This is a genomic window from Aquabacterium sp., from assembly GCF_041909175.1.
In the GTDB taxonomy this organism is placed as follows: domain Bacteria; phylum Pseudomonadota; class Gammaproteobacteria; order Burkholderiales; family Burkholderiaceae_C; genus Aquabacterium.
Window position 1 is genome coordinate 120,930 of sequence record NZ_JAYRDZ010000005.1, and the last position, 21,699, is coordinate 142,628.

The 21,699-nt window shown below is 62.6% G+C and carries 20 protein-coding genes; 14 read left to right on the forward strand and 6 right to left on the reverse strand.

All coding sequences use genetic code 11. The annotated features are described in order from the left end of the window. Positions 1 to 13 precede the first annotated feature (13 nt). From ACE3PH_RS08965 to ACE3PH_RS08980, 4 genes are all read right to left on the reverse strand, one after another. A complete protein-coding gene (locus ACE3PH_RS08965) occupies positions 14 to 1,378 on the reverse strand; it encodes a glutamine synthetase family protein (RefSeq protein ID WP_374318042.1) in 1,365 nt (454 codons plus the stop codon). Between the two features lie 386 nt (positions 1,379 to 1,764). After that, positions 1,765 to 2,511, reverse strand: coding sequence for a hypothetical protein (locus tag ACE3PH_RS08970; RefSeq protein WP_374318044.1), 747 nt, complete (start codon positions 2,509 to 2,511; stop codon positions 1,765 to 1,767). Then, complete coding sequence (locus ACE3PH_RS08975; RefSeq protein ID WP_374318046.1) at positions 2,511 to 3,017, reverse strand: hypothetical protein; 507 nt, start codon at positions 3,015 to 3,017, stop codon at positions 2,511 to 2,513. The genes ACE3PH_RS08970 and ACE3PH_RS08975 overlap by 1 nt, the downstream gene beginning before the upstream one ends. 55 nt (positions 3,018 to 3,072) lie before the next feature. Further along, positions 3,073 to 3,582, reverse strand: a complete 510-nt coding sequence (locus ACE3PH_RS08980; RefSeq protein ID WP_374318048.1) for a DUF3617 domain-containing protein — start codon at positions 3,580 to 3,582, stop codon at positions 3,073 to 3,075. A gap of 166 nt (positions 3,583 to 3,748) precedes the next feature. Here ACE3PH_RS08980 and ACE3PH_RS08985 point away from each other — a divergent pair, with 166 nt between their 5' ends. The 9 genes from ACE3PH_RS08985 (at position 3,749) to cyoE (ending at position 13,450) form a co-directional block, all read left to right on the forward strand. Next, positions 3,749 to 4,405: a response regulator gene (locus ACE3PH_RS08985; RefSeq protein ID WP_374318050.1), complete on the forward strand. Its 657-nt coding sequence runs from the start codon at positions 3,749 to 3,751 to the stop codon at positions 4,403 to 4,405. Beyond that, positions 4,398 to 6,362: a sensor histidine kinase gene (locus ACE3PH_RS08990; protein ID WP_374318052.1), complete on the forward strand. Its 1,965-nt coding sequence runs from the start codon at positions 4,398 to 4,400 to the stop codon at positions 6,360 to 6,362. Before ACE3PH_RS08985 ends, ACE3PH_RS08990 begins: the two co-directional genes overlap by 8 nt. 69 nt (positions 6,363 to 6,431) lie before the next feature. Further along, complete coding sequence (locus tag ACE3PH_RS08995) at positions 6,432 to 7,523, forward strand: phospholipase A (protein WP_374318054.1); 1,092 nt, start codon at positions 6,432 to 6,434, stop codon at positions 7,521 to 7,523. 7 nt (positions 7,524 to 7,530) lie between these two features. After that, a complete protein-coding gene (locus ACE3PH_RS09000; protein ID WP_374318056.1) occupies positions 7,531 to 8,430 on the forward strand; it encodes an alpha/beta hydrolase fold domain-containing protein in 900 nt (299 codons plus the stop codon). Positions 8,431 to 8,702: 272 nt separating this feature from the next. Then, positions 8,703 to 9,599, forward strand: coding sequence for a ubiquinol oxidase subunit II (gene cyoA, locus ACE3PH_RS09005; protein ID WP_374318058.1), 897 nt, complete (start codon positions 8,703 to 8,705; stop codon positions 9,597 to 9,599). Between the two features lie 6 nt (positions 9,600 to 9,605). Continuing rightward, positions 9,606 to 11,606, forward strand: coding sequence for a cytochrome o ubiquinol oxidase subunit I (gene cyoB / locus ACE3PH_RS09010; RefSeq protein ID WP_374318060.1), 2,001 nt, complete (start codon positions 9,606 to 9,608; stop codon positions 11,604 to 11,606). Positions 11,607 to 11,622: 16 nt separating this feature from the next. Further along, entirely contained in the window at positions 11,623 to 12,234 is a 612-nt protein-coding gene (gene cyoC / locus ACE3PH_RS09015; protein ID WP_374318062.1) for a cytochrome o ubiquinol oxidase subunit III, read from the forward strand. Next, the gene (cyoD, locus tag ACE3PH_RS09020) at positions 12,234 to 12,560 is read left to right on the forward strand and encodes a cytochrome o ubiquinol oxidase subunit IV (protein WP_374318064.1); all 327 of its coding nucleotides are present in this window, start codon (positions 12,234 to 12,236) and stop codon (positions 12,558 to 12,560) included. Before cyoC ends, cyoD begins: the two co-directional genes overlap by 1 nt. Then, complete coding sequence (gene cyoE / locus ACE3PH_RS09025; protein ID WP_374318066.1) at positions 12,557 to 13,450, forward strand: heme o synthase; 894 nt, start codon at positions 12,557 to 12,559, stop codon at positions 13,448 to 13,450. The genes cyoD and cyoE overlap by 4 nt, the downstream gene beginning before the upstream one ends. Here cyoE and ACE3PH_RS09030 read toward each other — a convergent pair. Next, positions 13,440 to 14,921, reverse strand: a complete 1,482-nt coding sequence (locus ACE3PH_RS09030; protein ID WP_374318068.1) for a tetratricopeptide repeat protein — start codon at positions 14,919 to 14,921, stop codon at positions 13,440 to 13,442. The genes cyoE and ACE3PH_RS09030 overlap by 11 nt on opposite strands. A 124-nt stretch (positions 14,922 to 15,045) precedes the next feature. On the opposite strand from ACE3PH_RS09030, the gene ACE3PH_RS09035 reads away from it, so the two are divergent. After that, the gene (locus ACE3PH_RS09035; RefSeq protein WP_374318070.1) at positions 15,046 to 15,450 is read left to right on the forward strand and encodes a phage holin family protein; all 405 of its coding nucleotides are present in this window, start codon (positions 15,046 to 15,048) and stop codon (positions 15,448 to 15,450) included. A gap of 181 nt (positions 15,451 to 15,631) precedes the next feature. Here ACE3PH_RS09035 and ACE3PH_RS09040 read toward each other — a convergent pair whose 3' ends face one another. Continuing rightward, positions 15,632 to 16,888, reverse strand: coding sequence for a dicarboxylate/amino acid:cation symporter (locus ACE3PH_RS09040; RefSeq protein ID WP_374318072.1), 1,257 nt, complete (start codon positions 16,886 to 16,888; stop codon positions 15,632 to 15,634). Between the two features lie 175 nt (positions 16,889 to 17,063). Here ACE3PH_RS09040 and ACE3PH_RS09045 point away from each other — a divergent pair, with 175 nt between their 5' ends. From ACE3PH_RS09045 to ACE3PH_RS09060, 4 genes are all read left to right on the forward strand, one after another. Continuing rightward, positions 17,064 to 18,878 carry a diguanylate cyclase gene (locus ACE3PH_RS09045; RefSeq protein ID WP_374318074.1) on the forward strand — a complete coding sequence of 605 codons (1,815 nt, stop codon included), beginning with the start codon at positions 17,064 to 17,066 and terminating at the stop codon, positions 18,876 to 18,878. 122 nt (positions 18,879 to 19,000) lie between these two features. Continuing rightward, positions 19,001 to 19,687, forward strand: coding sequence for a Crp/Fnr family transcriptional regulator (locus ACE3PH_RS09050; RefSeq protein WP_374318076.1), 687 nt, complete (start codon positions 19,001 to 19,003; stop codon positions 19,685 to 19,687). Between the two features lie 107 nt (positions 19,688 to 19,794). Further along, positions 19,795 to 20,232 (forward strand): cytochrome c, encoded by a 438-nt coding sequence (locus ACE3PH_RS09055; RefSeq protein WP_374318078.1) that lies wholly within the window; start codon positions 19,795 to 19,797, stop codon positions 20,230 to 20,232. A gap of 16 nt (positions 20,233 to 20,248) precedes the next feature. Continuing rightward, on the forward strand, positions 20,249 to 21,679 hold the full coding sequence (locus tag ACE3PH_RS09060; RefSeq protein ID WP_374318080.1) for a cbb3-type cytochrome c oxidase subunit I: 1,431 nt from the start codon (positions 20,249 to 20,251) through the stop codon (positions 21,677 to 21,679). The last annotated feature ends 20 nt before the right edge of the window (positions 21,680 to 21,699 follow it).

The following is a 21,699-nucleotide window of genomic DNA, read 5'->3' on the forward strand; positions in this document are numbered from 1 at the left end:
TCGTGTTCGTTGCTCAGGCCTGGTTCAGGTACCAGCGCCAGTCCTGTTCACCCACTTCGCCCATGTACTGGCGGTACTCCTGGCGTTTGACGGCGAGGAAGACCTTGAGGAATTCGGGGCCGAAGGCACCGCGGGCCCAGTCGGATGCCGCCATGGCATCGAGTGCGCTCAGCCAGTCGGTGGGCAGCAGGCTGTCGGCTTGCGCATAGCCATTGCCTTCAATGGGGGCACCCGGGTCGATCTGTTCGCGGATGCCGGTGTGCGATGCCGCGATGATGGCCGCTGCGGCCAGGTAAGGGTTGGCATCGGCCCCGCAGACGCGGTGCTCCACATGGCGGCTGTAGGCTGGTCCGCCTGGTACGCGCAGGCTCACGGTACGGTTGTTGACACCCCATGTCGGGGTCAGCGGGGCATAGCTGTTGGCCTGAAAGCGCCGATAGGAATTGGCGTTGGGGCAGAACATCAGCAGCGCATCAAGCAGATGGCGCTTCATGCCGCCCACTGCCTGACGCAGCAGGGGCGTGCCGGCCGGGTCGTCCGAAGCAAACAGGTTGTGGCCTGCCTGGTCTGCCACCGAGATGTGCATGTGCATGCCCGATCCGGCAATGTGCGCGAAGGGTTTGGCCATGAAGCAGGCCCGCATGCCATGCGCATGGGCCACGCCTTTGACGATGCGCTTGTAGCGCACAGCGTGGTCCATGGCCGTGAGTGCCGGGCCATGTTCCAGGGTGATCTCGACCTGACCGGGGGCGTATTCCGAAATGGCCGTGCGGGCCGGGATGCCCTGTGCCTCACAGGCGGCGTAGAGGTCAGCCAGGAAGGGTTCGATCTGTTCCAGTTCGCGCAGGCCATAGACCTGGGTCTGACCGGGGCGGCCGCCGTCGACATCGAGGGCGGGCTGTGGGCGGCCTTGGGTGTCGTTGTGTGCGTCGAGCAGGTAGAACTCCAACTCGCAGGCCATGATGGGGTGCAGTCCATCGGCTTCCATGTGGCCGATGACCTGTTGCAGCAGGTGGCGCGGGTCGGCCACCACCGCGGGCAGGCCTTCGTGCGGGTGCATCTGGACCTGTACCGCCCCGGTGGGCATCTGTCGCCAGGGCAGGCGAACCAGGCTGCCTGGCAGCGGGTAGGCACGGCAGTCGATGTCGCCCACGTCCCAGACCAGACCGCTGCCATCGGTGTCTTCGCCCAGCACGGTGAGGTTCATCATGGCGCTGGGCAGGGGGCGCCCGTCACGGAAGACGGTCAGCAACTCTTCCCGGTGCAGCAGCTTGCCGCGCGGGACGCCGGCAGCGTCGATGATGAAGAGTTCGAACAGGGTGATGTCGGGGTGGCGCGCCAGGAAATCCAGCGCTTCTTGTTCAGGAGCAAAAGTCATGTCGTACCTCGGCAAGGCATGCAGCCGCGCACGGACGCACCCACGCACACAGGCGCCAGGGCGGTCATGCCATCAGAAAAGGAAAAGGGATGAGGGCGCCAAAGGGCGCGCTGGGCTGAGACTCAGCGCTGCGGTGGCCGAGCGTGACGACAGTGGTAGAGGGCCCAGAAGTCGAGGTTCACGCGGAGTACGCACACGCGCGCCAAAGCCTGATCGCGGGGGCGATCCAGCCTTGCTTCGGTGTGAAGCGGCTCGGGCAGTGCCGTGAACGGTGGGATGCAGGCCATGAGGTAGCGCGCAGAAACTTCGGGTGTGGAGACAGTCTACGAGAACACCCAAGCAATTTCAATGCGCAGTGCGAAGCCTCATGGTGGGGCAACTGGTCTTCAAAGCAGGCAGTAGCGAACCAGCCACTGGTAGGCCGGGCTGCGTCCTTCGTCATCGTGCCATTGCAGGGTCAGTGCACCGTCTTTCTGTCGCAGCGCGAAGTGGGTGGGCGTGATTGGCGTCTGGCCGGGATCCGGCCGGATGGCCAGGCCCTGTATGAGCGCCGTCTGCTGGCCGGCTACCGGAATGCGGGGGCCGGGTCCGGCGGTGGCCTCTGTCGATGCAGGCCATCGGCCCGTGACGACCACACAGCGCGACAGCCTGAGCATGGGGATGGACACCGCGGTGGCCGACAGAGGGGTCAACCCGGCCGTGTCGACATCAGGCAGCCAGCCCAGAGCGACGCCGTCGGTCGGCTGTGGGGTTGTGGGCCAGGCGAAGTCACTCAGCACCATGGTCCAGCCGGCCGCCACAGGGCCGGGGCGGCTGGCCTCTGAATAGCCTGCACCCAGCAGCCATTGCACGCTGGTGTGCCATGTCGCCTCGGCGGTCCCACCGGCGGGGCTGATTTGCCACCCGGTCAGCAGGGGCCAATGCGGTGGTTGCCCTGCTGTGCGCGGGGGCAGCGCTGTCACGCGGACGAGCGCGGCCGACGCGTCGACCTCATCGACGTGCAAGCGCTTGTCGATGGTCCAGCTGTATTGCGGGGCGAGCATCCGCACTCCTGTTTGAGCCAGGGCGAGGCTGGACAGGCCCATGAAGCCCATCCAGCCTGTGAAGCCCCATTGCATGAGGCGTGAGGGCATCAGTGCATGGCCGAGTTGGCGCGCTGAGCCTGCTGGGCCGCCGTGGCGCCGCGGGCAGATTCCAGGTTCTTCGCCGAGTTGAGTTCATTCATGCCGGCTGTGGTGGCGTTGTTCTGGACCAGGCCTTTCTTGGGGCCCTTGTCTCCCCCTTTGTCCCCACCCTTATCTCCTCCCTTGTCGCCGCCCTTGCCACCACCGTCGTCGCTCTTGCCCAGGGCGGACATGCCGGCTGTGGTCTTGCTTTGCGCACCGAGGGCCAGGCCCTTGGGCGGTTTGCCATCACCGCCCTTGTCGCCACCCTTGCCACCGCCTTTGTCACCCCCTTCCGACTTGCCAACGGCGGCGGTGCCACTCAGACCTTGCGCGGTCTGGACCTTGGCTGCGGTGACTTTGTGCACGGGTGCTTTCTTGATCGGGGGTTCTGCCTGTTCTGCGGCCGAAGCGGCTTGAGCCAGGCCTGCGGCCAGCAAGGCAGCCAGGAGCGTGAGGCGATAGGTGGTCTTCATGATGGATTCCTCCAGAGTTGAGTTGCACTGCGGTGAGAATGCCGAGCTGTCGGGCTCAGCGGCGTCGGGCCGCCATCGCGGCGGGATCGATGACCTGTCCGTTGGGCATCACCATCTGACCGGGGCGAACGCCTGCGGGGCAGGCTCCTTCCCACCGGTAGGCGGCCCGCATGACCATGTCGGGCTCGCTGGTGCGCGGTGATTCCTGATGCATGGTGATTTCTGCATTGAAGGCCCGGTTGAAGTCGCCCGTGTAGACCATCTTGGTGAGGGTGGTCGTGCCGTGCGAGCGGCAGCGGGCTGACACCATCACGCGCGTGCTGCTGTCACGCTGCCAGTTCGGGCTGTCGCACTGGACACTGTTGTTGCCACCAGTCGGGCGTGCCTGGGCGAGGTCGTCACCACTGGTGCCGACACATTGGCGCATGGCCATCGGCATGTCTTGTGCGGTCATGGACCACAGGCCAGCTCTGCGTTGCAGCGGTTGCGCCTGAGCGGTCAGTGCGCAGCAGGCCAGCAACAGGAGGCTGGCATGCAAATGGGGGTAGGTGCGAACAGCGTTCATGGTCGGCTCCCTGTGGGTTGATCCGGAAAAAAGCATGATTGCAGCTAACAACGTGCCGGGCATGTGCTGGCGTACGGGTGTCCCATGAAAGTGGGACACAGGCGGCGCACTCGTCGGTAGACTGTGGAGGCTGCTGTGCGGGCATCACCAGGGAGGAGCCATGGCCATGTCGCAGACCCGGATTGGCATCGTCGAAGACAACGAAGACTTCCGTCGCTCGCTGGCTGATGCCATTGCGGCCGAGGACGACTTTGCACTGGCAGGGGTGGCGGGGGATGTGCGCGGTGGCATGGACCTGCTGATGCGGCTGCGCCCCGACATGCTCCTGGTCGATCTCGATCTGCCCGGGGGCAGTGGGTTGGACATCATCCGGCAGGCCCACCGACATTGCCCTGATTGCGATGTCATGGTGATCACCGTGTTCGGTGACGAGCAGCACGTGCTCGATTCCATTGAGGCAGGTGCTTCTGGCTACCTGCTGAAATCTTGTCTGCCGCGTGATCTGGTCGGGCAACTGCATGCGCTGCGAGAGGGCGGCAGCCCCATCAGCCCGGTGATCGCCCGGCGTCTGCTGACGAGGCTGGGGGCACCCAAAGACCAGCCGGTAGCCAGCGACAGTGGTGACCCCTCGCTGTCCCAGCGGGAGGTGCTGGTGTTGCAGTACGCGGCCAAAGGTTTCAACTATGACGAGATCGCCCAACTGATCGGGGTGTCACGCCACACCGTCATGACCTATGTGAAGCGCAGCTACCGCAAGTTGCAGGTCAACTCCAAGGTCGAGGCGCTGCATGAGGCCCGGCAGTTGGGCCTGCTGCATGACTGACGGACAGCGTCCTGCACGATGGCCGGCTGCAGCGGTGTTGCTGTTGCTGTTGACCATGGTGGCGGCCACCCTGTTCCTCGACTTTCGATCGGTCAGGCCTGATTCGGTACGCTGGTACAGCGAGGTGTCGCTGTCCGTGGTGCCCCTGGGTGACAAGCACATTCAGTTGGGGCGACATCTGCCGGAGTCTGCGATGCTGGATCTGGAGGACACCGACATGTTGCCGCCAGATGCCGCCTCGTGGCAGCCGGTTGCCCTGCCTGACCAACAGCCCCGCTCCATGGCGCTGGATGAGACGCGTGCCCACACGGTGTCCATGCGCTGGTACCGGTTGGTCGGTCTGGTGCAGCCGGCCGGTCGCTCTCCGGGGGCGCTGTATGTACCCAGGGCCATTGGCGGGCCTTTGGTGGTGTGGGCGCGCCCATCGGCACCGGCGGGCGGGGCCTGGCTGCGGTTGCTGGACAACCGCCCCTGGTGGCTGACCCAATGGAACCGCCCGGTGATGGTGACCTTGCCGGGGCCTGCCGGGCAGCACTGGGACGTGGTGCTGGGTTTGCCTGCGATCGAGGGGGCGCCCATCGGCCTGAGTGCTGTGGCCTATGGTCCCAGCGATGCCTTGCTGCCGTCGCTGGATGAGCGGCGCTTCTGGCAGGTCGAAGGCCCCCGGGTGATGAGCCTGGCGGGTCTGTTGTTCGGCTCGCTGGCGCTGGCTTTGGCCTGGCGAGGCCAGCAGCCGGGCGCTTATCTGTTGCTGGCGGCCATATCAGGCACCTGGAGCCTGCGCAACCTGCATTTCTTTGTGGCTCCTCCGGCGGGGCCGGCAGCCTTCGAGTGGTTCTGGTGGGTGACCAATGTCTCTGTGAACTGGTTGACCTTGTTCCTGCACCTGTTCGTGTTGCGCTTCCTGCCAGACCGCTTGCGCAGGCTGGAGCAGGGGCTGGTGGTGTATTGCCTGGCTGTGACCTTGCTGACTGTGCCGCTGTGGCCTCTGCATGCCGAAACCCTGCTGTTTCAGCATGCGGCGACGGTGCTGATGGCGCTGGGGGTGGGTGGGTTCATCGTGGCTCGGGCCTGGCGGTATGCCGACACGGCGCCGCGTGTGCTGGCACTGGCCTTGATCGGCGGTACGGCCATGGCCGTGCATGATCTGTTGCTGCTGGGCGGGCGTTTACCGCCAGACCACGTGTATGTGTTGCCCTATGCCTATCTGTTGCTGATGCTGGCCTTTCAGCACGTGCTGGCCAACCAGCATGCGCAGAACTTCGAGGCCTTGCAGCATGCGCATGATGAGCAGCAACGCAAGCTCGCAGCGCAGCAGGCGGAGCTGGAAGCCATCCACCGCTCCGTGATGGCATCCGAACTCGAGGGAACGCGCCTGCGCGAGCGTCAGCAGATCATGCGCGACATGCACGATGGTTTGGGTTCATCGCTGCTGAGTGCGCAGGCACTGCTGCAGACAGGGCAGCTGACGCAGGCCGATCTGGTGCAGGTCATCTCGGAATGCATTGATGACCTGCGGCTGGTGATCGATTCGCTGGAGCCGATTGAGGATGATCTGGCTACCTTGCTGGGGACCTTGCGCATGCGCGTGGCCCAGCGGCTGGGTGCGGCTGGGGTGAGCCTGCAGTGGGCGGTTGACCCGGATGTGCCACCCTTGCCCTGGCTCGATCCACCCAGTGCCCTGCAGATACTGCGCATCGTGCAGGAAATGATTGCCAACGCCTTGCGCCATTCAAGGGGCTCGGTGTTGGTGTTGTCCATCGAGCGCGGCAGCCATGCTGTGCGCGTGGTGCTGGCCGACAATGGCTGCGGCTTTGACCCGGAACAGTGCGGTCGTGATGGGCGAGGGCTGCGCAACATGAGGTCACGCGCAGCGACGCTCGGGGCTGCCCTGCACATGGACAGTACGCCCGGCCACGGGGCCAGGATTTGTCTGGATTTGCCCTTGTCACGCTGATTGGTTTGTCATGCGCGCTCGACTATCATTTCCGCTTCCTTGAAGGGAGCGGATGTGGGGCACCTGTCAATGCGGATTCTGGCCAGCGCACTGGGCGCGTTGGGTACCTCGGTGGTTGTGGCTGAGCCGGTGGTCGACGTGCCAGCGGCCGATTGCCGCTTGCTCACGGAAGCCCAGACCCGACTGGCTTGCTACGACGGCATTTTCGGTGCGCCACAGGTGCCTGCTGCCGAGCCTGAGAAAGCGACCCCTGTGGTCGACACGGCGGTCAACTCGGTGAGCACGGCCACCTCGGTGGAGGAGGCAGCGCCCCAACCGGGCGTCGACCTCAGTCTGGCCGAAGCCATGGATGCGATCTGGGAGCTGACGCCCGAAACCCGGCGCCGACAGTTCGTGATCCGCACTTACATGCCGAATTACCTGCTGCCGCTTCACTACATCAGCTCGGTGAACCAGACTCCGTACAGCCCGACGCGAGGCGCCGCATCGGACGACAAGCACTACCTCAACACCGAAGCGAAGATGCAGATCTCGCTGCGGGCCAAGATGGCGACCAGCCTGCTGTTCTCGGGGGACAGTGTCTGGTTTGCCTACACACAGAAATCCAGTTGGCAGGTTTGGGATCACGCTGATTCTGCTCCGTTTCGCACCACCGACTACCAGCCTGAGGCCATCTACGTGACCCCGGTCCCTGAAAGCCTGGGAAACCTGCCGGGCGGCTGGCGTTGGCGCATGGCGCAGGTCGGCCTTGCCCACCAGTCGAACGGGCAGAGCGACCCCTTGTCGCGTAGCTGGAACCGTTTGTATGCGGGGCTCGGCGTTGAACGAGGCGAGTTTGGTTTGTTCGTCCAGCCGATGTTCCGTATTCCCGAGTCCCGCCATGATGACGACAACCCGGACCTGCTCGATTACATCGGCAAACTGGAATTGCGTGGGGTGTGGTTTCCTGGCAAAGCGACGGCCACTGTGACCGCGCGCATCAACCCGGATAACCTGGGGCGTGGTTCCTGGCAGCTCGACTGGAGCTACCCCTTCGATGAGACCGAGCCCATGGGGCCGCGCTGGTATTTGCAGCTGTTTACCGGCTACGGCGAAACCTTGCTCGACTACAACCATCGCCAGACCAGCCTGGGTGTGGGCGTGATGCTGTTCCAGTTCTGATGCGGGTATGAGCCGCAGCCTGGGCGCACTCGCCACCTTCACGCTGTTGCGCCTCATGCGCCGTCGCCGCATCTACGCCTCCAGGGCAGCGTTGCTGGAAGGGGTCGCACAGACCCGCCGTGCAGGGCCGGCTGCACCGCCAAGCGGACTGGCTGATGTGTCGGTGACCATGGGCACCCGGGACGGATGCCCTGTGTATGTGTTGCGGCCAGCCCGGCGCGAGGTCCAGGTGCAGGTGCTGTACCTCCATGGCGGCGCCTACTGTCGGCCGATCACGCGCTTTCACTGGCATCTGCTCATCGATCTGGCCCGGCGGGCCAACGCAGAGATCCTGGTGCCGCTGTATCCGCTGGCGCCTGAGGCCTGCGGCCTGAGTGCCTTGCACTTCGTGTCAGGCCTCCACACCGAGTGGGCAAGCCGTGCTGCTGCGCCAACGGTCTTGATGGGCGACTCGGCAGGCGGCGGCCTGGCGCTGGCACTCGCTGTGGCGTGCCGGGATGAGGGCAGGGTGGCGGCTGAACGGCTCATGCTCATCACACCCTGGGTGGATGTGGCCGTGCCGTCCGCCAAGGCGCAACGGATCGAAGCATCAGACCCGATGCTGGCCTTGGATGGCGTGCGCGCAGCGGGCGAGCTGTACGCGGGTGAACTGGGCGTGGCCCATCCGAGCATCAGTCCGGCCAGAGCCGATCTCCGCGGTTTGCCGTCGATGACGATGTATGTGGGCGGGTGCGATGTGCTGGGCCCGGATGCCATCGAGATGGCTGCGCAGGCCCGATCAGCCGGCGTGGTGGTGGACCTGCAAGTACAGCCTGACATGATGCATGTCTGGCCCTTGCTGGGCTTCCGGGAGGCGCGGGATGCGCGTTCCCACATGGTGGCAACCCTGCGCAATCTGAGCGCATAGGGATACAAACCCGACTTCTGGTCAGGGTAAACCAGCGTTTATAGAATACACTCGCGCAGTTTTTCTTGACGTGCGTCAAGAATGCACCAACATTGGGCAGTTCGGGTGTTGGGTGCCGCTGATGTCGACTTGCTCCACCGCGAATTCTAGAGATGTTCTGGTGAAGGAAGCCTCTGTTGACGGCTTGCCGTTCCGGCTGATCCCCGCTCTCTTCCTTCAACTTTTGAATGTCTATGTCAAGAAACGCTGGAACCATCGGATGGCGATGGGGCGTGTCACTCGGCCTGGCGGCACTGCTGTCGGGCTGCTCGGGTGGCATCCTCGATCCCAAGGGGCCCGTGGCGGCCGATGAGAAGAACCTGATCATCACGGCCACCGTGCTGATGTTGCTGGTGGTGATCCCGGTGATCATCCTGACGCTGGTCTTCGCCTGGAAGTACCGCGCGAGCAACACGGACGCGGTCTACACGCCGAAGTGGGCGCACTCCAACAAGATCGAAGCGGTGGTGTGGATCATCCCCATCATCATCGTGATGGCTCTGGCCGTTGTGGCCTGGCAGACCACCCACAAGCTGGACCCCTATCGCCCGCTCGACTCCGACAAGAAGCCGGTGAACGTGCAGGTGGTGGCGCTGAACTGGAAGTGGCTGTTCATCTATCCGGACCTGGGTATCGCGTCGGTGAACCAGTTGGCCTTCCCGAAGGGCGTGCCGGTGAACTTCCGCATCACCTCCGATGTGGCCATGAACTCCTTCTTCATTCCTCAGTTGGGTGGGCAGATCTATGCCATGGCCGGCATGGAAACCAAGCTGCATCTGCTGGCTGACGAGGCCGGTGAGTACAACGGCATGTCCGCCAACTACAGCGGCGGTGGTTTCTCGGGCATGAAGTTCAAGGCCATCGCCACCCAGACCCCCGAAGAATTCGAGGCCTGGGTGAAGCAGGTGAAGGCCCAAGCCAAGCCGCTGGACGCGCAGTCCTACCTGGCGCTGGCCGCCCCCAGCGAAAACAACCCGCCGGCGTACTACACCGTGGCTGAGCCACGTTTGTTTGACGCCGTGCTGCACAAGTACATGGCTGGCCGGCAATCGCTGGCTGCCAGCGATGAAGACCTGAAGCTGGCTGCACTCACCCGTGTGCTGTGCCAGCCCAAGGCTGCGAAGGAGTAATCAGCGATGTCGACGCTTTTGGGTAAATTGACCCTGGACGCCATCCCGTACCACGAGCCGATCATCATGATCACGCTCGGCGCGGTGGGTCTGGGCGCCCTGGCCCTGCTGGGCCTGATCACGAAACTGGGCAAGTGGAGCTACCTCTGGAACGAGTGGCTCACATCGGTCGATCACAAGAAGATCGGTGTGATGTACATCATCGTCGCCCTGATCATGCTGCTGCGCGGCTTTGCCGACGCTATCATGATGCGCGGTCAGCTGGCGCTGGCCACCAACGGCCACACCGGCTTCCTGCCGCCTGAGCACTACGACCAGGTGTTCACCGCGCACGGCGTGATCATGATCATCTTCATGGCGATGCCGTTCATGACGGGCCTGATGAACATCGTGGTGCCGCTGCAAATCGGTGCACGCGACGTGGCCTTCCCCTTCCTGAACTCGCTGAGCTTCTGGCTGCTGGTGGCTGCTGCGGCCCTGGTGAACCTGTCGCTGGGCGTGGGCAACTTCGCCCGCACCGGCTGGGTGGCTTATCCGCCGCTGGCTGAACTGGGCTTCAGTCCGGATGTGGGGGTGGACTACTACACCTGGGCCTTGCAGATATCCGGTATCGGGACGACGCTGACCGCCATCAACTTCCTGGTGACGGTGTGGAAGATGCGCGCCCCCGGCATGAAGCTCATGCAAATGCCGATCTTCACCTGGACCTGCACCTGGGCCAACGTGCTGATCGTGGCTTCCTTCCCGATCCTGACTGGCGCCCTGGCCATGCTGAGCCTGGACCGCTACCTGGGCTTCCACTTCTTCACCGCGGAAGCTGGCGGCAACGCCATGATGTACCTGAACCTGTTCTGGGCCTGGGGTCACCCTGAGGTGTACATCCTGGTTCTGCCGGCCTTCGGTATCTTCTCGGAAGTCGTGTCGACCTTCACTGGCAAGCGCCTGTTCGGGCACACCTCGATGATCATCGCCTCCGGCGTGATCTCGATCCTGGGCTTCATGGTCTGGCTGCACCACTTCTTCACCATGGGTTCCGGTGCGAACGTCAATGCCTTCTTCGGCATTGCCACGATGGTGATCTCGGTGCCGACCGGTGTGAAGCTGTTCAACTGGCTGTTCACCATCTACCGTGGCCGCCTGCGCTTCGAGCCGCCCATCCTGTGGACCCTGGGCTTCATGGTCACCTTCTCGATCGGTGGCATGACCGGTGTGCTGATGGCTGTGCCGGGCGCTGACTTCGTGCTGCACAACAGCCTGTTCCTGATTGCCCACTTCCACAACACCATCATCGGTGGTGCCGTGTTCGGCTATCTGGCGGGTTTTGCCTTCTGGTTCCCCAAGGTGTTCGGCTTCAAGCTCAATGCCAAGCTGGGCAAGGCTGCGTTCTGGTTCTGGCAAGCAGGTTTCTACTTCGCCTTCCTGCCGCTGTATGTGTTGGGCTTCCTGGGCATGACCCGTCGCCTGAACCACACCGACAACCCGGCCTGGACGCCCTGGCTGTGGATTGCCTGTATCGGTGCGGCCCTGATCGCCATCGGTATCGCCTGCCAGTTGCTGCAATTGGTGGTGAGCCTGATCCAGCGCAAGCAGGCGGAAGACCTGACCGGCGACCCGTGGAATGGCCACACGCTGGAATGGTCGACGGCCTCGCCGCCGCCGTCCTACAACTTCGCCGTCATCCCGACCGTGCACGACATCGATGCCTGGACGGACATGAAGGAAAAGGGCCTGGCCTACAAGCAGCCGGCGCACTACGAGCCCATCCACATGCCCCGCAATACCTCGGCAGGCGTGTTCATCGGTGGCTTCTGCCTGGTGCTCGGTTTTGCCTTGATCTGGCACATCTGGTGGCTGGCCATCGTCGGTCTGCTGGGCATCTTTGCCAGCGCGCTGGCGCGTGCCTATGACCCGGACAAGGATTTCTACATCCAGCCCGACGAGATCGCCGCCACCGAGGGCGCCCACATGGAGAAGGTGCGTCAGGCTCTGCCTGCCGCCACCGCCTGACAGTGAGTGATGTGACATGAGTACCTACGTTGAAAGCGCGCACGGCGCGCACGATGACCACGCGCACCACGACAGTGGTGCCCAGACGGTGCTGGGCTTCTGGCTCTACCTGATGACCGACTGCATCCTGTTCGCGACGGCGTTCGCGGGCTTTGCAGTGCTGCATCGGAACATCGCCACCGGCCCGATGGCCAAGGAAATCTTCGACCTGCCTTATGTGATCGTCGAAACCGCAGCCCTGCTGTTGAGCTCGATCACCTACGGCTTCGCGATGATTGCCGGCTACAAGGGCAACAAGAAGGCCACGCTGGCCTGGCTGGCGCTGACCTTCGCCTTTGGCGCCAGCTTCATCGGCATGGAACTCAATGAATTCCACCACATGATCGAAGAGGGCCATGGCCCGCAAGTCAGTGCCTTCCTGTCGGCCTTCTTCGGCCTGGTGGGCTTGCACGGCCTGCACGTGACCGCCGGCCTGATCTGGATGGCCGTGCTGATGATCGAAACCGTCAAGACCGGTCTGACCAGCCGCCTGATGACCCGTCTGAGCTGTCTGAGCCTGTTCTGGCACTTCCTGGACATCGTCTGGATCTGCGTCTTCACCGTCGTCTACCTGAAAGGAGCCCTGTGATGAGCGCATCGCATGACCACGCTGACAGCCATGGCAGCGTCAAGAGCTACCTCGTCGGCTTCGTGCTGTCCGTCATCCTGACGGCGATTCCCTTCTGGATGGTGATGAGCGGCAGCTTCAGCAAGTCGGCTGCCACGCTGGGCATCTTCCTGTTCGCGGTCGTGCAGATCGTGGTGCACCTGAAGTATTTCCTGCACCTGAACTTCACGACCACCGAGGGCAAGGTCAACAGCTTCTCTTTCCTGTTCACGGCTTTCGTGATCGTGCTGCTGGTGGGTCTGTCGATCTGGATCATCACCACGGCCGACGCGCTGATGCTGCGTTGAGTGAGGCTGCCTTGAACGCCAAGCGCTATCTGCAGGTTACCAAGCCCGGCATCACCGCCGGCAACCTGATCGCCACCGTCGGCGGCTTCCTGCTGGCCAGCCAGGGTCATGCCCTGGACTGGGGGCTGTTGCTGGCCACCATGGCGGGACTGTCGCTGGTCGTGGCGTCGGGCTGCACCATCAACAACTGCATTGACCGTGACATCGATGCCCGCATGGCGCGCACCCAAAAGCGCGTGCTGGTGACGGGCGCGATGAGCCTGAAAGCGGCGTTTGCCCACGGTGTGGTTCTGGGCGCGGCGGGCTTTGCCACGCTGGCGATCTGGACCAACATGCTGGCCCTGGCTTGCGCCATGTTTGGCTACTTCATCTATGTGGGCGTCTACAGCCTCTACATGAAGCGCCACTCGGTCTATGGCACGGTGGTGGGCTCGCTGTCCGGGGCCGTGCCGCCCGTGGCCGGTTATTGCGCCGCCCGTGGTCAGTTCGACATGGGTGCCGTGATCCTGCTGCTGATGTTCTGCCTGTGGCAGATGCCGCATTCGTATGCCATTGCGATCTTCCGCTTCAACGACTATGAAGCAGCGAAGATCCCTGTGCTGCCGGTGGTGCGGGGCGTGCCCGAAGCCAAGCGCCAGATCGTGCTCTACATCATCGCGTTTGCCGTGGCGACCGTGATGCTGGCGGTCGGTGGCTATGCCGGCTACGGCTACCTGGTGGTGGCCTGTGCCACCAGCCTGTGGTGGCTGAAGATGGCGATGGCGGGCTACAAGCCCGAGACCGACGACCGCCTCTGGGCGCGGCAGGTGTTCCTGTTTTCCACCATCACCATCTGTGCCTTGAGCGTGATGATGGCGGTGGACGGCAGGGTGCCGGGCGCTATGGGGTGATGAACAGGGCCGAGAGATCGGCCCTTATTTTTTGCAGCATGCCAGCCCAGTCACCGGGCACACTTTGGCGGTAAAGCCGTGCTGCGGGATACCAGGGGCTGTCTTCGCGGGCGAGCAGCCAGCGCCAGTCCGGGTTGTGTGCCAGCATGATCCAGGTGGGCTTGCCCAGGGTAGCTGCCAGGTGGGCCACGCTGGTGTCCACGCTGACCACCACATCCATCAGATTGCACAAGGCTGCCGTGTCGGTGAAGTCGTTCAACTGCGCGCCAAAGTGGCAGACATGCGGGTGTTGCGCCAGGGCTGTCTGGTCGGCGGATCGGATGTCCTTTTGCAGGACCACCCAGTCGATGTCACTGCCCAGCACTGTGGCCAGTTGGGCGAAGGCCAGGCTGCGTTTGGCATCGTCCACGTGGGCCGTGTTGCCGCTCCAGGCCAGACCGACGCGCGGGCGTTGCCGCTCGCCCAGCAGCGCCTGCCAGTGGGCCTGGGTCGCTTCGGGAATCAGCAGCTTGGAGACGGGTGCCGGCATGGAGCCCAGGTCGGTCTGAAACAGACGAGGCAGTGACAGCAGCGGGCAGTGGCAATCGAATGCGGGCAGAGGCTCGTCGGTAGCGAACACCGCGACACCGGGCAGATCGGACAGCAAGGTCTTCAACGGCGCCTGCACTTGCAGCAGCACCCGGCCACCGCGGGCCTGCACCAGCGGCACATAGCGGGCGAACTGGATGGTGTCGCCCAGCCCCTGCTCGTGTCGCAGCAGGATGGTGCGGCCCTCGAGCGCTTCACCTTGCCAGCGGGGTGCGGGCTGTTCAGCCCACAGACCGATGTGTGCGGGCCGTTGCAGGCGCCATTCGCTTTCAAGCCAGCCGCGCTCGAACTGCCCGAGCCGAAGCAGGGCCATGCCCAGGTTCCAGTGCGCATCGACCGAATCAGGTGCCAGGGCCACCGCCCGTTCGAAGGCGTGCAGACCCTCTTCGTGGCGTTGCAGCTCGCCCAGCGCCAGGCCGCGGCTGTTGTGGGGCACATGGTCGTCCTGGATGGCCAGCGCACGGTCGAAATCGGCCAGCGCTTCTTCAGGGCGCTGCATCTGTGTCAGCAGGGTGCCGCGGTTGGCGTAGGCCTTGCCGTTGTCCGGGGCCAGGGAAACGGCCTTGTTGAAGTTGATGAGGGCGAGATCCAGTTCGCCCAGTTGCTGATAGGCCGTGCCCCGGTTGAGGTAGACACCGGCATGTTCACGCTCGATCTTGGCTGCCTTGTTGAGCAAGTCCACGGCTTGCTGTGCCTGGCCCATCTGCAAGGCCACCACGCCACCGAGATTGAGGGCATTGAAATGCCGTGGTTGCAGCTGGGTGACCTTGAGGTAGTTGTGCAGGGCTTCGGCCAGCAAGCCCTGCTGATGCTGGGCCATGGCTTGCTGGAAGAGGGTTTCGGCCTGCTGGGCGGCGGGCTGTGCGAACAGGGCGGATTTCATAGCGCCGCACTGTGGTGGAAAGGGCGGCTGAGCACAATGCGGAATTGTCCGCCCCGTGAGCACGTGGGGTGATCAGCAGGGCGCTAACATCGGCGCTGTCTGTTTGTTTCCGGCTGTTCACACCATGCACCACCATCTTGTCGATTTCCTGCTTCACTGGGGCATCACGGCCTTGTCCCTGTGGATCGCCAGCCGCGTGTTCCAGGGCATCCGCATCAGCAGCACGTCCGACCTGATTGTGGCGGCGCTGTTGCTGGGCTTTGCCAACGCCATCGTCAAACCCATTCTGGTGCTGTTGACCCTGCCGCTGACGCTGCTGACTTTCGGCCTGTTCCTGCTGGTGATCAACGCCTTGATGCTCATGCTGGTGTCGTCGCTGGTCAAGGGCTTCAAGGTGTCGGGCTTCTGGACAGCCCTGTTCGCCAGCATCTTCATCGCCTTGTTGAGCATGTTCTTTGGCGCGGTGGTGCTGTCCGATCATGGTGCGCAGGACATCATCCGCATGCCCCGCAGCGGCCGCTGGGTCTGACCAAGAAACAGCTCCAGTTCCGTTGCAGTGAATGCCCCGGGCTGGCTGCTCTTTTATCGCAAATCGTTGTCCGTACAGGACATCAACCCGGGTCTGACCTTGTCGATGAGTTCACCATGAAAAAAGCGCCGGGCACTCCCGTGCGCGACGCCTTTATCCCGACAGTGCAAGCCAGTGGCGATCAGCTGCCTTGGCTCAACTCTGCGTTCAGCTTGTCCTTGTCGAGCTCACCTTCCCACTTGGCGACCACCACGGTGGCCACGCTGTTGCCGATGAAGTTGGTCAGGGCGCGTGCTTCGGACATGAAGCGGTCCACACCCAGGATGAGTGCCAGTCCGGCCACAGGCACGTCAGGCACCACGGCCAGGGTGGCTGCCAGCGTGATGAAGCCGGCACCGGTCACACCCGAGGCCCCCTTGGAGGTCAGCATGGCGACACCCAGCACCGTCAGCTCCTGGGTCAGGGTGAGGTCGATGTTGAGGGCCTGCGCCACGAAGATGGCGGCCATTGTCAGGTAGATGTTGGTGCCATCAAGGTTGAAGGAGTAACCAGCAGGCACCACCAAACCCACCACCGACTTGGAGCAGCCCAGGCGCTCCAGCTTGTTCATCAGGGGAACCAGGGCGGACTCGGACGACGAGGTACCCAGCACCGTCAGGAGCTCTTCCTTGATGTAGGAAATGAAGCGCAGGATGCTGAAACCGGTGAAGTGGGCGATGGTGCCCAGCACCACGAGCACGAACAGGATGCAGCACAGGTAGAAGCTGCCCATCAGCGCGGCCAGCGGCTTGAGGGCCGTCCAGCCATACTTGCCGAGGGTGAAAGCCATGGCACCACCCGCACCGATGGGGGCGAGTTTCATGATCACGTTCATCATGGCAAAGAACACATGGCTGCATTCTTCGATGAAGGTGTGCACCAGCTTGCCGGTTGAGCCCATGCGCTGCATGGCATAGCCGAAGAGCACAGCCAGCAGCAGCACCTGCAACAGGTCACCCGAGCCGGTGAAGGCATCGGTGAAGGTCTTGGGGATGATGTGCAGGATGAAATCAACCGTGCTTTGCTCGCCGGCCTTCTTGGCATAGTTGGCCACCGCCGAACTGTCGAGCGTGCTGGGGTCGACGTTGAAGCCGGCGCCGGGCTTGAGCACGTTGACGACCACGAGGCCAATGATCAGGGCCAGCGTGGACACCAGTTCGAAATACAGCAGCGCCTTCGCACCAACGCGGCCGACCTTTTTCATGTCACCACCGTTGACGATGCCGAGCACCACGGTGCAGAAGATGATGGGGCTGATCAGCATCTTCACCAGCGCGATGAAGCCATCCCCCAGTGGTTTGAGCTGAACACCGATCTTCGGTTCAACCACCCCCAGCGTGCCGCCTGCAATGATGGCAAGCACAACCCAGAAATACAGATGCGAGGTGAGGCGCTTCATGGACTACCGCGATTCAAACAAGTAACGAAGCGTTAAAGAATACCGAGCTGAGCACTGCTGTGCGGTGTGGAATCCCACAACGTCTGTAAAGCGCTCAAACCGTACAAGTTCCAGCCACAGATAATGTGTTGCTCCATCCCCTGCGTGCGGTTTTGCTTCTCCTCTGGTGCGGTCGGTGATTCATTCGGTTCTCCGTTTTCTGTTGACGACGCTGCTGATCACCTTGGTCAGCGCGCGTGCTGTCGCGGGTGTCCTGACCTTGTCCCCTGCTGAGACCCATTACAAGGTCAACCACCTGATGGATGTGGTGGAAGACGCTTCCGGCCGGATGACGATGGATGACGTTCGCGTACGCATGGCTGCTGCCGACGTCGCGCCACCACCAGGCGGCCTGTCCAGCTACGGCTTCACGGTGGCCGCCTATTGGTTCCGCTTCGAGGTGAACAACCCGGCTGCCGATGCGCAAGACATGATGCTGGTGCTGCGCACGCCCTGGCTTGATTCGATCCACATCTATGAAGACAGGCCGGATGGTCCCCATTTGCTTCACCATGTGGGTGACACCCTGCCGTTTGCCGCGCGGGCGCATCTCAACCCGCAATACCTGGTGGACCTGCACCTCACTCCGGGGCGCCACACCTACTACCTGCGTGTGACCTCCACGCAAGCGTTCATGACCCCCGTCGAACTGTGGCAACCAGAGGCCTTCCACGACAGCGACCGCTTGCTGACCGGCTACTTCGGGATGTTCTATGGCGTGCTGTTGGTCATGGTGCTCTACAACGGCTTCATCTGGGTGTCGACGCGGGACCGCAACTACCTTCTCTATTGCCTGAACCTGCTGGGCTTCTTCGCCATGAATTTCTCGTACAGCGGGTTTGCCTTTCAGTACCTGTGGCCGGAGTCACCACGCTGGAGCAACTGGAGCCACACCGTCTGGATCTTCCTGTACCAGATGGCAGCAGTCGTGTTTGCCATGGGCTTTCTCGATTCGCAAAGCCGCATGCCCATGCTGCATCGCATCCTGAAAGGCTACCTCCTGGCCGTGGTGCTGACCTGGCTGCTCATCGTGGTCAGCGGCAACGTCGTCCTGTACAACGCTGTGCCGGTCTATTTCTTCTTCTTCATGACGCCGTTGCTGCTGACCAGTGGTGTCGCTGCATGGCGGTCTGGCTACCGCGCAGCCCGGTTCTTTGTGCTGGCCTCGATCGCATCCCTGGCCGGTTCCCTGATCACGGCGCTCACGGTCAGTGGGTTCGTGCCCTATTCGTTTGCCTCATTCCATGCTGCCGAATTCGGTGTGATGGCCGATGTGGTGCTGCTGGCGCTCGCCCTGGCGGACCGCATCAATTTCCTGCGGGCACAGAAGGAAGCAGCCGAGCGGGCTGTCATCGAGCAGAAGTTGAAGGCCAGCGCCCTGCTTGAGGTGGCCAAGGAGGAGCTGGAACGCACCGTGGCCGAGCGCACCGCCGAACTGGCACGAGCCCGGGATGAGGCCGAGCATCTGGCGCGCATCGACGTACTCAGCGGCGTGTCGAACCGTCGTTATTTTGAAGAGGTAGCTGCACGGGAGTTCACGCGCGTGAAGCGCTATGGCGAACCCCTGGCCGTCATCATGTTCGACATCGATCTGTTCAAGCAGATCAACGATGTCTATGGACATGCCATGGGTGACCTGGTCATCCGGTTGGCCGCAGGTCTGGTGAAGGATGCGGTTCGCTCGGTGGACTTCGTGGCGCGCATCGGTGGCGAGGAGTTCATCGTCTTGCTGCCCGAGGTGAATACCGCACAAGCTGTGGTCTCGGCCGAGCGTCTGCGTGAGCGAATGGCGGCACTGGAGGTCGGGGTGAAGAAGCTGCGCTTCACGGCCAGCTTTGGGGTGACCGAGATCACTGAAGCCGATGAGTCATTTGGCACCGTGCTGCAGCGCGTGGACCAGGCCATGTACCGCTCGAAGAAGGCGGGCCGCAACCAGGTGACGGCCGCCTAGTTCGAAAGTACTAGCTCGATTAGCCGAGTGTTCTGCTTGGGTATATTTGCGCCGCATCAAGTCCATGCGTGCCACAGGTTTCCACAATCGATCGCATCGATTCAAACAGCAAGGAGACCCAGATGCGCTCGATCCAACTGGATGTGAAGACCTTTTTGTCGGCCCAACCTGTGTTTCAGGATCTGACTGCTGGCGAACTCGGACGGTTGGCCGATGCCGTCACGGTGCGCAGCCTGCCCCGTCAGGCCACGCTGTTTCGCGCCGGCCAAGCCTGTGATGGGCTCTATTTTGTCGCTCACGGTCAGGCCAAGCTGTACGTGCAATCGGAAAGCGGACACGAGAAGGTCATCGAAGTGATCGGTGCTGGGGACTGTGTGTCCGAGGCACTCACGTTCAGCGATGAAACCCACACGGTGAGCGCCACCACGCTGACCGATGCGCTGGTGCTGTGTGTGCCGCGTGATGTGCTGTTGGGTGAAATCGCGCGCAACGGCCATCTGGCTATCAGTTTGCTGACCCGCATGTCCGGACGCATGAACCGCCTGACCAGGGCCATTGAGGCGCTGACCTTGCGCTCGGGTGTTGGGCGGGTGGTTGATTACCTGCTGCACGCACCGGTAGCAGCAGAAGCGCATCGCGACCACTTGACGGTGGCGCTGCCTGCCAGCAAAGGCACGATTGCCTCGCTGCTGTCAGTCACGCCCGAGCACTTTTCGCGCATCCTGCATGATCTTCAGGACCGTGGCCTGATCGCGATTGATCGCAGGCGCATCCACATCCTGGATGCCGGGCGGCTGGCCTGCGTGTGAAACCCCCCACGCTCGGTAGGGGATGTGGTTTCTTGAAGCGCTTCAAGGAAATGAATCGCCCCCGGGCCTAGTCTCACGACCGTCCCTATACAAGAAGGAGATCGGCCATGAATCAGGGCACCCAGGGCGGCTTTACCAAGCAAGCTGCCCGCAACATCTTCTACGGTGGCGCAGTGTTTTTCACGCTGCTGTTTGCCGGCATCGTGTTTGACAGCGAAAGCAAGATTCCTCAGCGCTCCAATGCGCAGAACATCACCGATTCGGTGGTGCGCGGCAAGTACATCTGGGAAACCCGCAACTGCATCGGCTGCCACACCTTGCTGGGCGAAGGCGCCTATTTCGCGCCGGAACTGGGCAATGTGTACAAGCGCCGAGGCCCTGAGTTCATCAAGGCCTGGATCAAGGGCCAACCGACCAATGCGCCGGGCCGCCGTCAGATGCCGCAGTTCAACCTCACCGACCAGCAACTCAACGATCTGGTTGACTTCCTGAAGTGGTCAGGCGAGATCAATACCGAAAACTGGCCTCCCAATATCCAAGGTTGATCGGGAGAAAGACATCATGATCAAGACCATCAAGTATCAATCTCAGTCGGTCGCCAAGTACTACTTCGTGGCGGCCTTGCTGCTCTTTGTCGGACAGATCATATTTGGTCTCGCCATGGGGTTGCAGTACATCATCGGGGACTTCCTGTTCCCGGCCATCCCCTTCAATGTGGCCCGCATGGTCCACACCAACTTGCTGATCGTGTGGCTGCTGTTCGGCTTCATGGGTTCGGCGTATTACCTGGTTCCGGAAGAAGCCGAGACGGAGCTTTACAGTCCCAAGCTGGCCTTGGTGCTGTTCTGGGTCTTTCTGGTGGCGGGCGCGCTGACCGTGGTGGGGTATCTCTCCTTGCCATACGCCAAGCTGGCTGAGTTGACCGGCAACGAGTACCTGCAGACCATGGGGCGAGAGTTCCTGGAGCAACCCTTGCCGACCAAGGTGGGCATCGTGGTCGTCGCCCTTGGCTTCCTGTTCAACATCACCATGACCCTGTTGAAGGGCCGCAAGACGGCGATTTCGCTGGTGTTGCACCTGGGCCTGTGGGGCTTGGCCTTGTTGTTCCTGTTCAGCTTCGTCAACCCGCACAACCTGGTGCGCGACAAGCTCTACTGGTGGTTTGTGGTGCACCTCTGGGTGGAAGGCGTGTGGGAGCTGATCCTGGGCGCGCTGCTGGCTTTCGTGCTGGTCAAGACCACGGGTGTCGACCGCGAAGTGATCGACAAGTGGCTGTACGTGATCATCGCGTTCTCACTGATGACCGGCATCCTTGGTACCGGACACCATTTCTACTTCATCGGTCTGCCGCCTTACTGGCACTGGATCGGGTCGGTGTTCTCCGCCATGGAGCCCATCCCCTTCTTCATGATGACGATGTTTGCCTTCAACATGGTGCAGCGTCGACGTCGTGACCACCCCAATCAGGCCGCCGTGCTGTGGGCTGTCGGTACGTCCGTGATGGGGTTCCTGGGCGCAGGCCTGTGGGGGTTCATCCATACCCTGTCTTCGGTGAACTACTACACCCACGGCACGCAGATCACCGCAGCACACGGTCACCTGGCTTTCTACGGCGCTTACGTGATGGTGGTGATCACCATGATCAGCTATGCCATGCCGCTGATGCGCGGTCGGGTGGCCAATAGCGAGCTGGCACAGAGCGTGGAAATGTGGTCGTTCTGGATCATGACCATCAGCATGGGTTCCATGGTGCTGGCACTGACCGGTGCTGGCATCTTGCAAGTGTGGCTGCAACGCATGGCCGAGAACCCCATGCCCTATATGGACACACAGAACCAGTTGCATTTCTTCTACTGGATCCGTTTGTGGTCGGGTGTGGGCTTCCTGATCGGTCTGCTGACCTACTTGTCGAGCTTCTTCATCGGTGGTGAGCCTGCCGTGGTGCCTGCAAGTGGCGGCGACGCCCGTGCCGTACCGGCACAACGTGCCTGAGCACGACAGCGCAGGGAGCA

Excerpts from the sequence above, each read along its gene's own strand:
- ACE3PH_RS08995 (WP_374318054.1), top strand. The coding sequence starts at position 6,432 with ATGCGGATTCTGGCCAGCGCACTGGGCGCGTTGGGTACCTCGGTGGTT.
- ACE3PH_RS09060 (WP_374318080.1), top strand. The coding sequence starts at position 20,249 with ATGATCAAGACCATCAAGTATCAATCTCAGTCGGTCGCCAAGTACTAC.
- ACE3PH_RS09050 (WP_374318076.1), top strand. The coding sequence starts at position 19,001 with ATGCGCTCGATCCAACTGGATGTGAAGACCTTTTTGTCGGCCCAACCT.
- ACE3PH_RS09030 (WP_374318068.1), bottom strand. The coding sequence starts at position 14,921 with ATGAAATCCGCCCTGTTCGCACAGCCCGCCGCCCAGCAGGCCGAAACC.
- ACE3PH_RS09040 (WP_374318072.1), bottom strand. The coding sequence starts at position 16,888 with ATGAAGCGCCTCACCTCGCATCTGTATTTCTGGGTTGTGCTTGCCATC.
- ACE3PH_RS08980 (WP_374318048.1), bottom strand. The coding sequence starts at position 3,582 with ATGAACGCTGTTCGCACCTACCCCCATTTGCATGCCAGCCTCCTGTTG.
- ACE3PH_RS09035 (WP_374318070.1), top strand. The coding sequence starts at position 15,046 with ATGCACCACCATCTTGTCGATTTCCTGCTTCACTGGGGCATCACGGCC.
- ACE3PH_RS08990 (WP_374318052.1), top strand. The coding sequence starts at position 4,398 with ATGACTGACGGACAGCGTCCTGCACGATGGCCGGCTGCAGCGGTGTTG.
- cyoB (WP_374318060.1), top strand. The coding sequence starts at position 9,606 with ATGTCGACGCTTTTGGGTAAATTGACCCTGGACGCCATCCCGTACCAC.
- ACE3PH_RS08985 (WP_374318050.1), top strand. The coding sequence starts at position 3,749 with ATGTCGCAGACCCGGATTGGCATCGTCGAAGACAACGAAGACTTCCGT.
- ACE3PH_RS08970 (WP_374318044.1), bottom strand. The coding sequence starts at position 2,511 with ATGCCCTCACGCCTCATGCAATGGGGCTTCACAGGCTGGATGGGCTTC.
- cyoD (WP_374318064.1), top strand. The coding sequence starts at position 12,234 with ATGAGCGCATCGCATGACCACGCTGACAGCCATGGCAGCGTCAAGAGC.
- ACE3PH_RS09000 (WP_374318056.1), top strand. The coding sequence starts at position 7,531 with ATGAGCCGCAGCCTGGGCGCACTCGCCACCTTCACGCTGTTGCGCCTC.
- ACE3PH_RS09055 (WP_374318078.1), top strand. The coding sequence starts at position 19,795 with ATGAATCAGGGCACCCAGGGCGGCTTTACCAAGCAAGCTGCCCGCAAC.
- cyoC (WP_374318062.1), top strand. The coding sequence starts at position 11,623 with ATGAGTACCTACGTTGAAAGCGCGCACGGCGCGCACGATGACCACGCG.
- ACE3PH_RS08975 (WP_374318046.1), bottom strand. The coding sequence starts at position 3,017 with ATGAAGACCACCTATCGCCTCACGCTCCTGGCTGCCTTGCTGGCCGCA.
- ACE3PH_RS08965 (WP_374318042.1), bottom strand. The coding sequence starts at position 1,378 with ATGACTTTTGCTCCTGAACAAGAAGCGCTGGATTTCCTGGCGCGCCAC.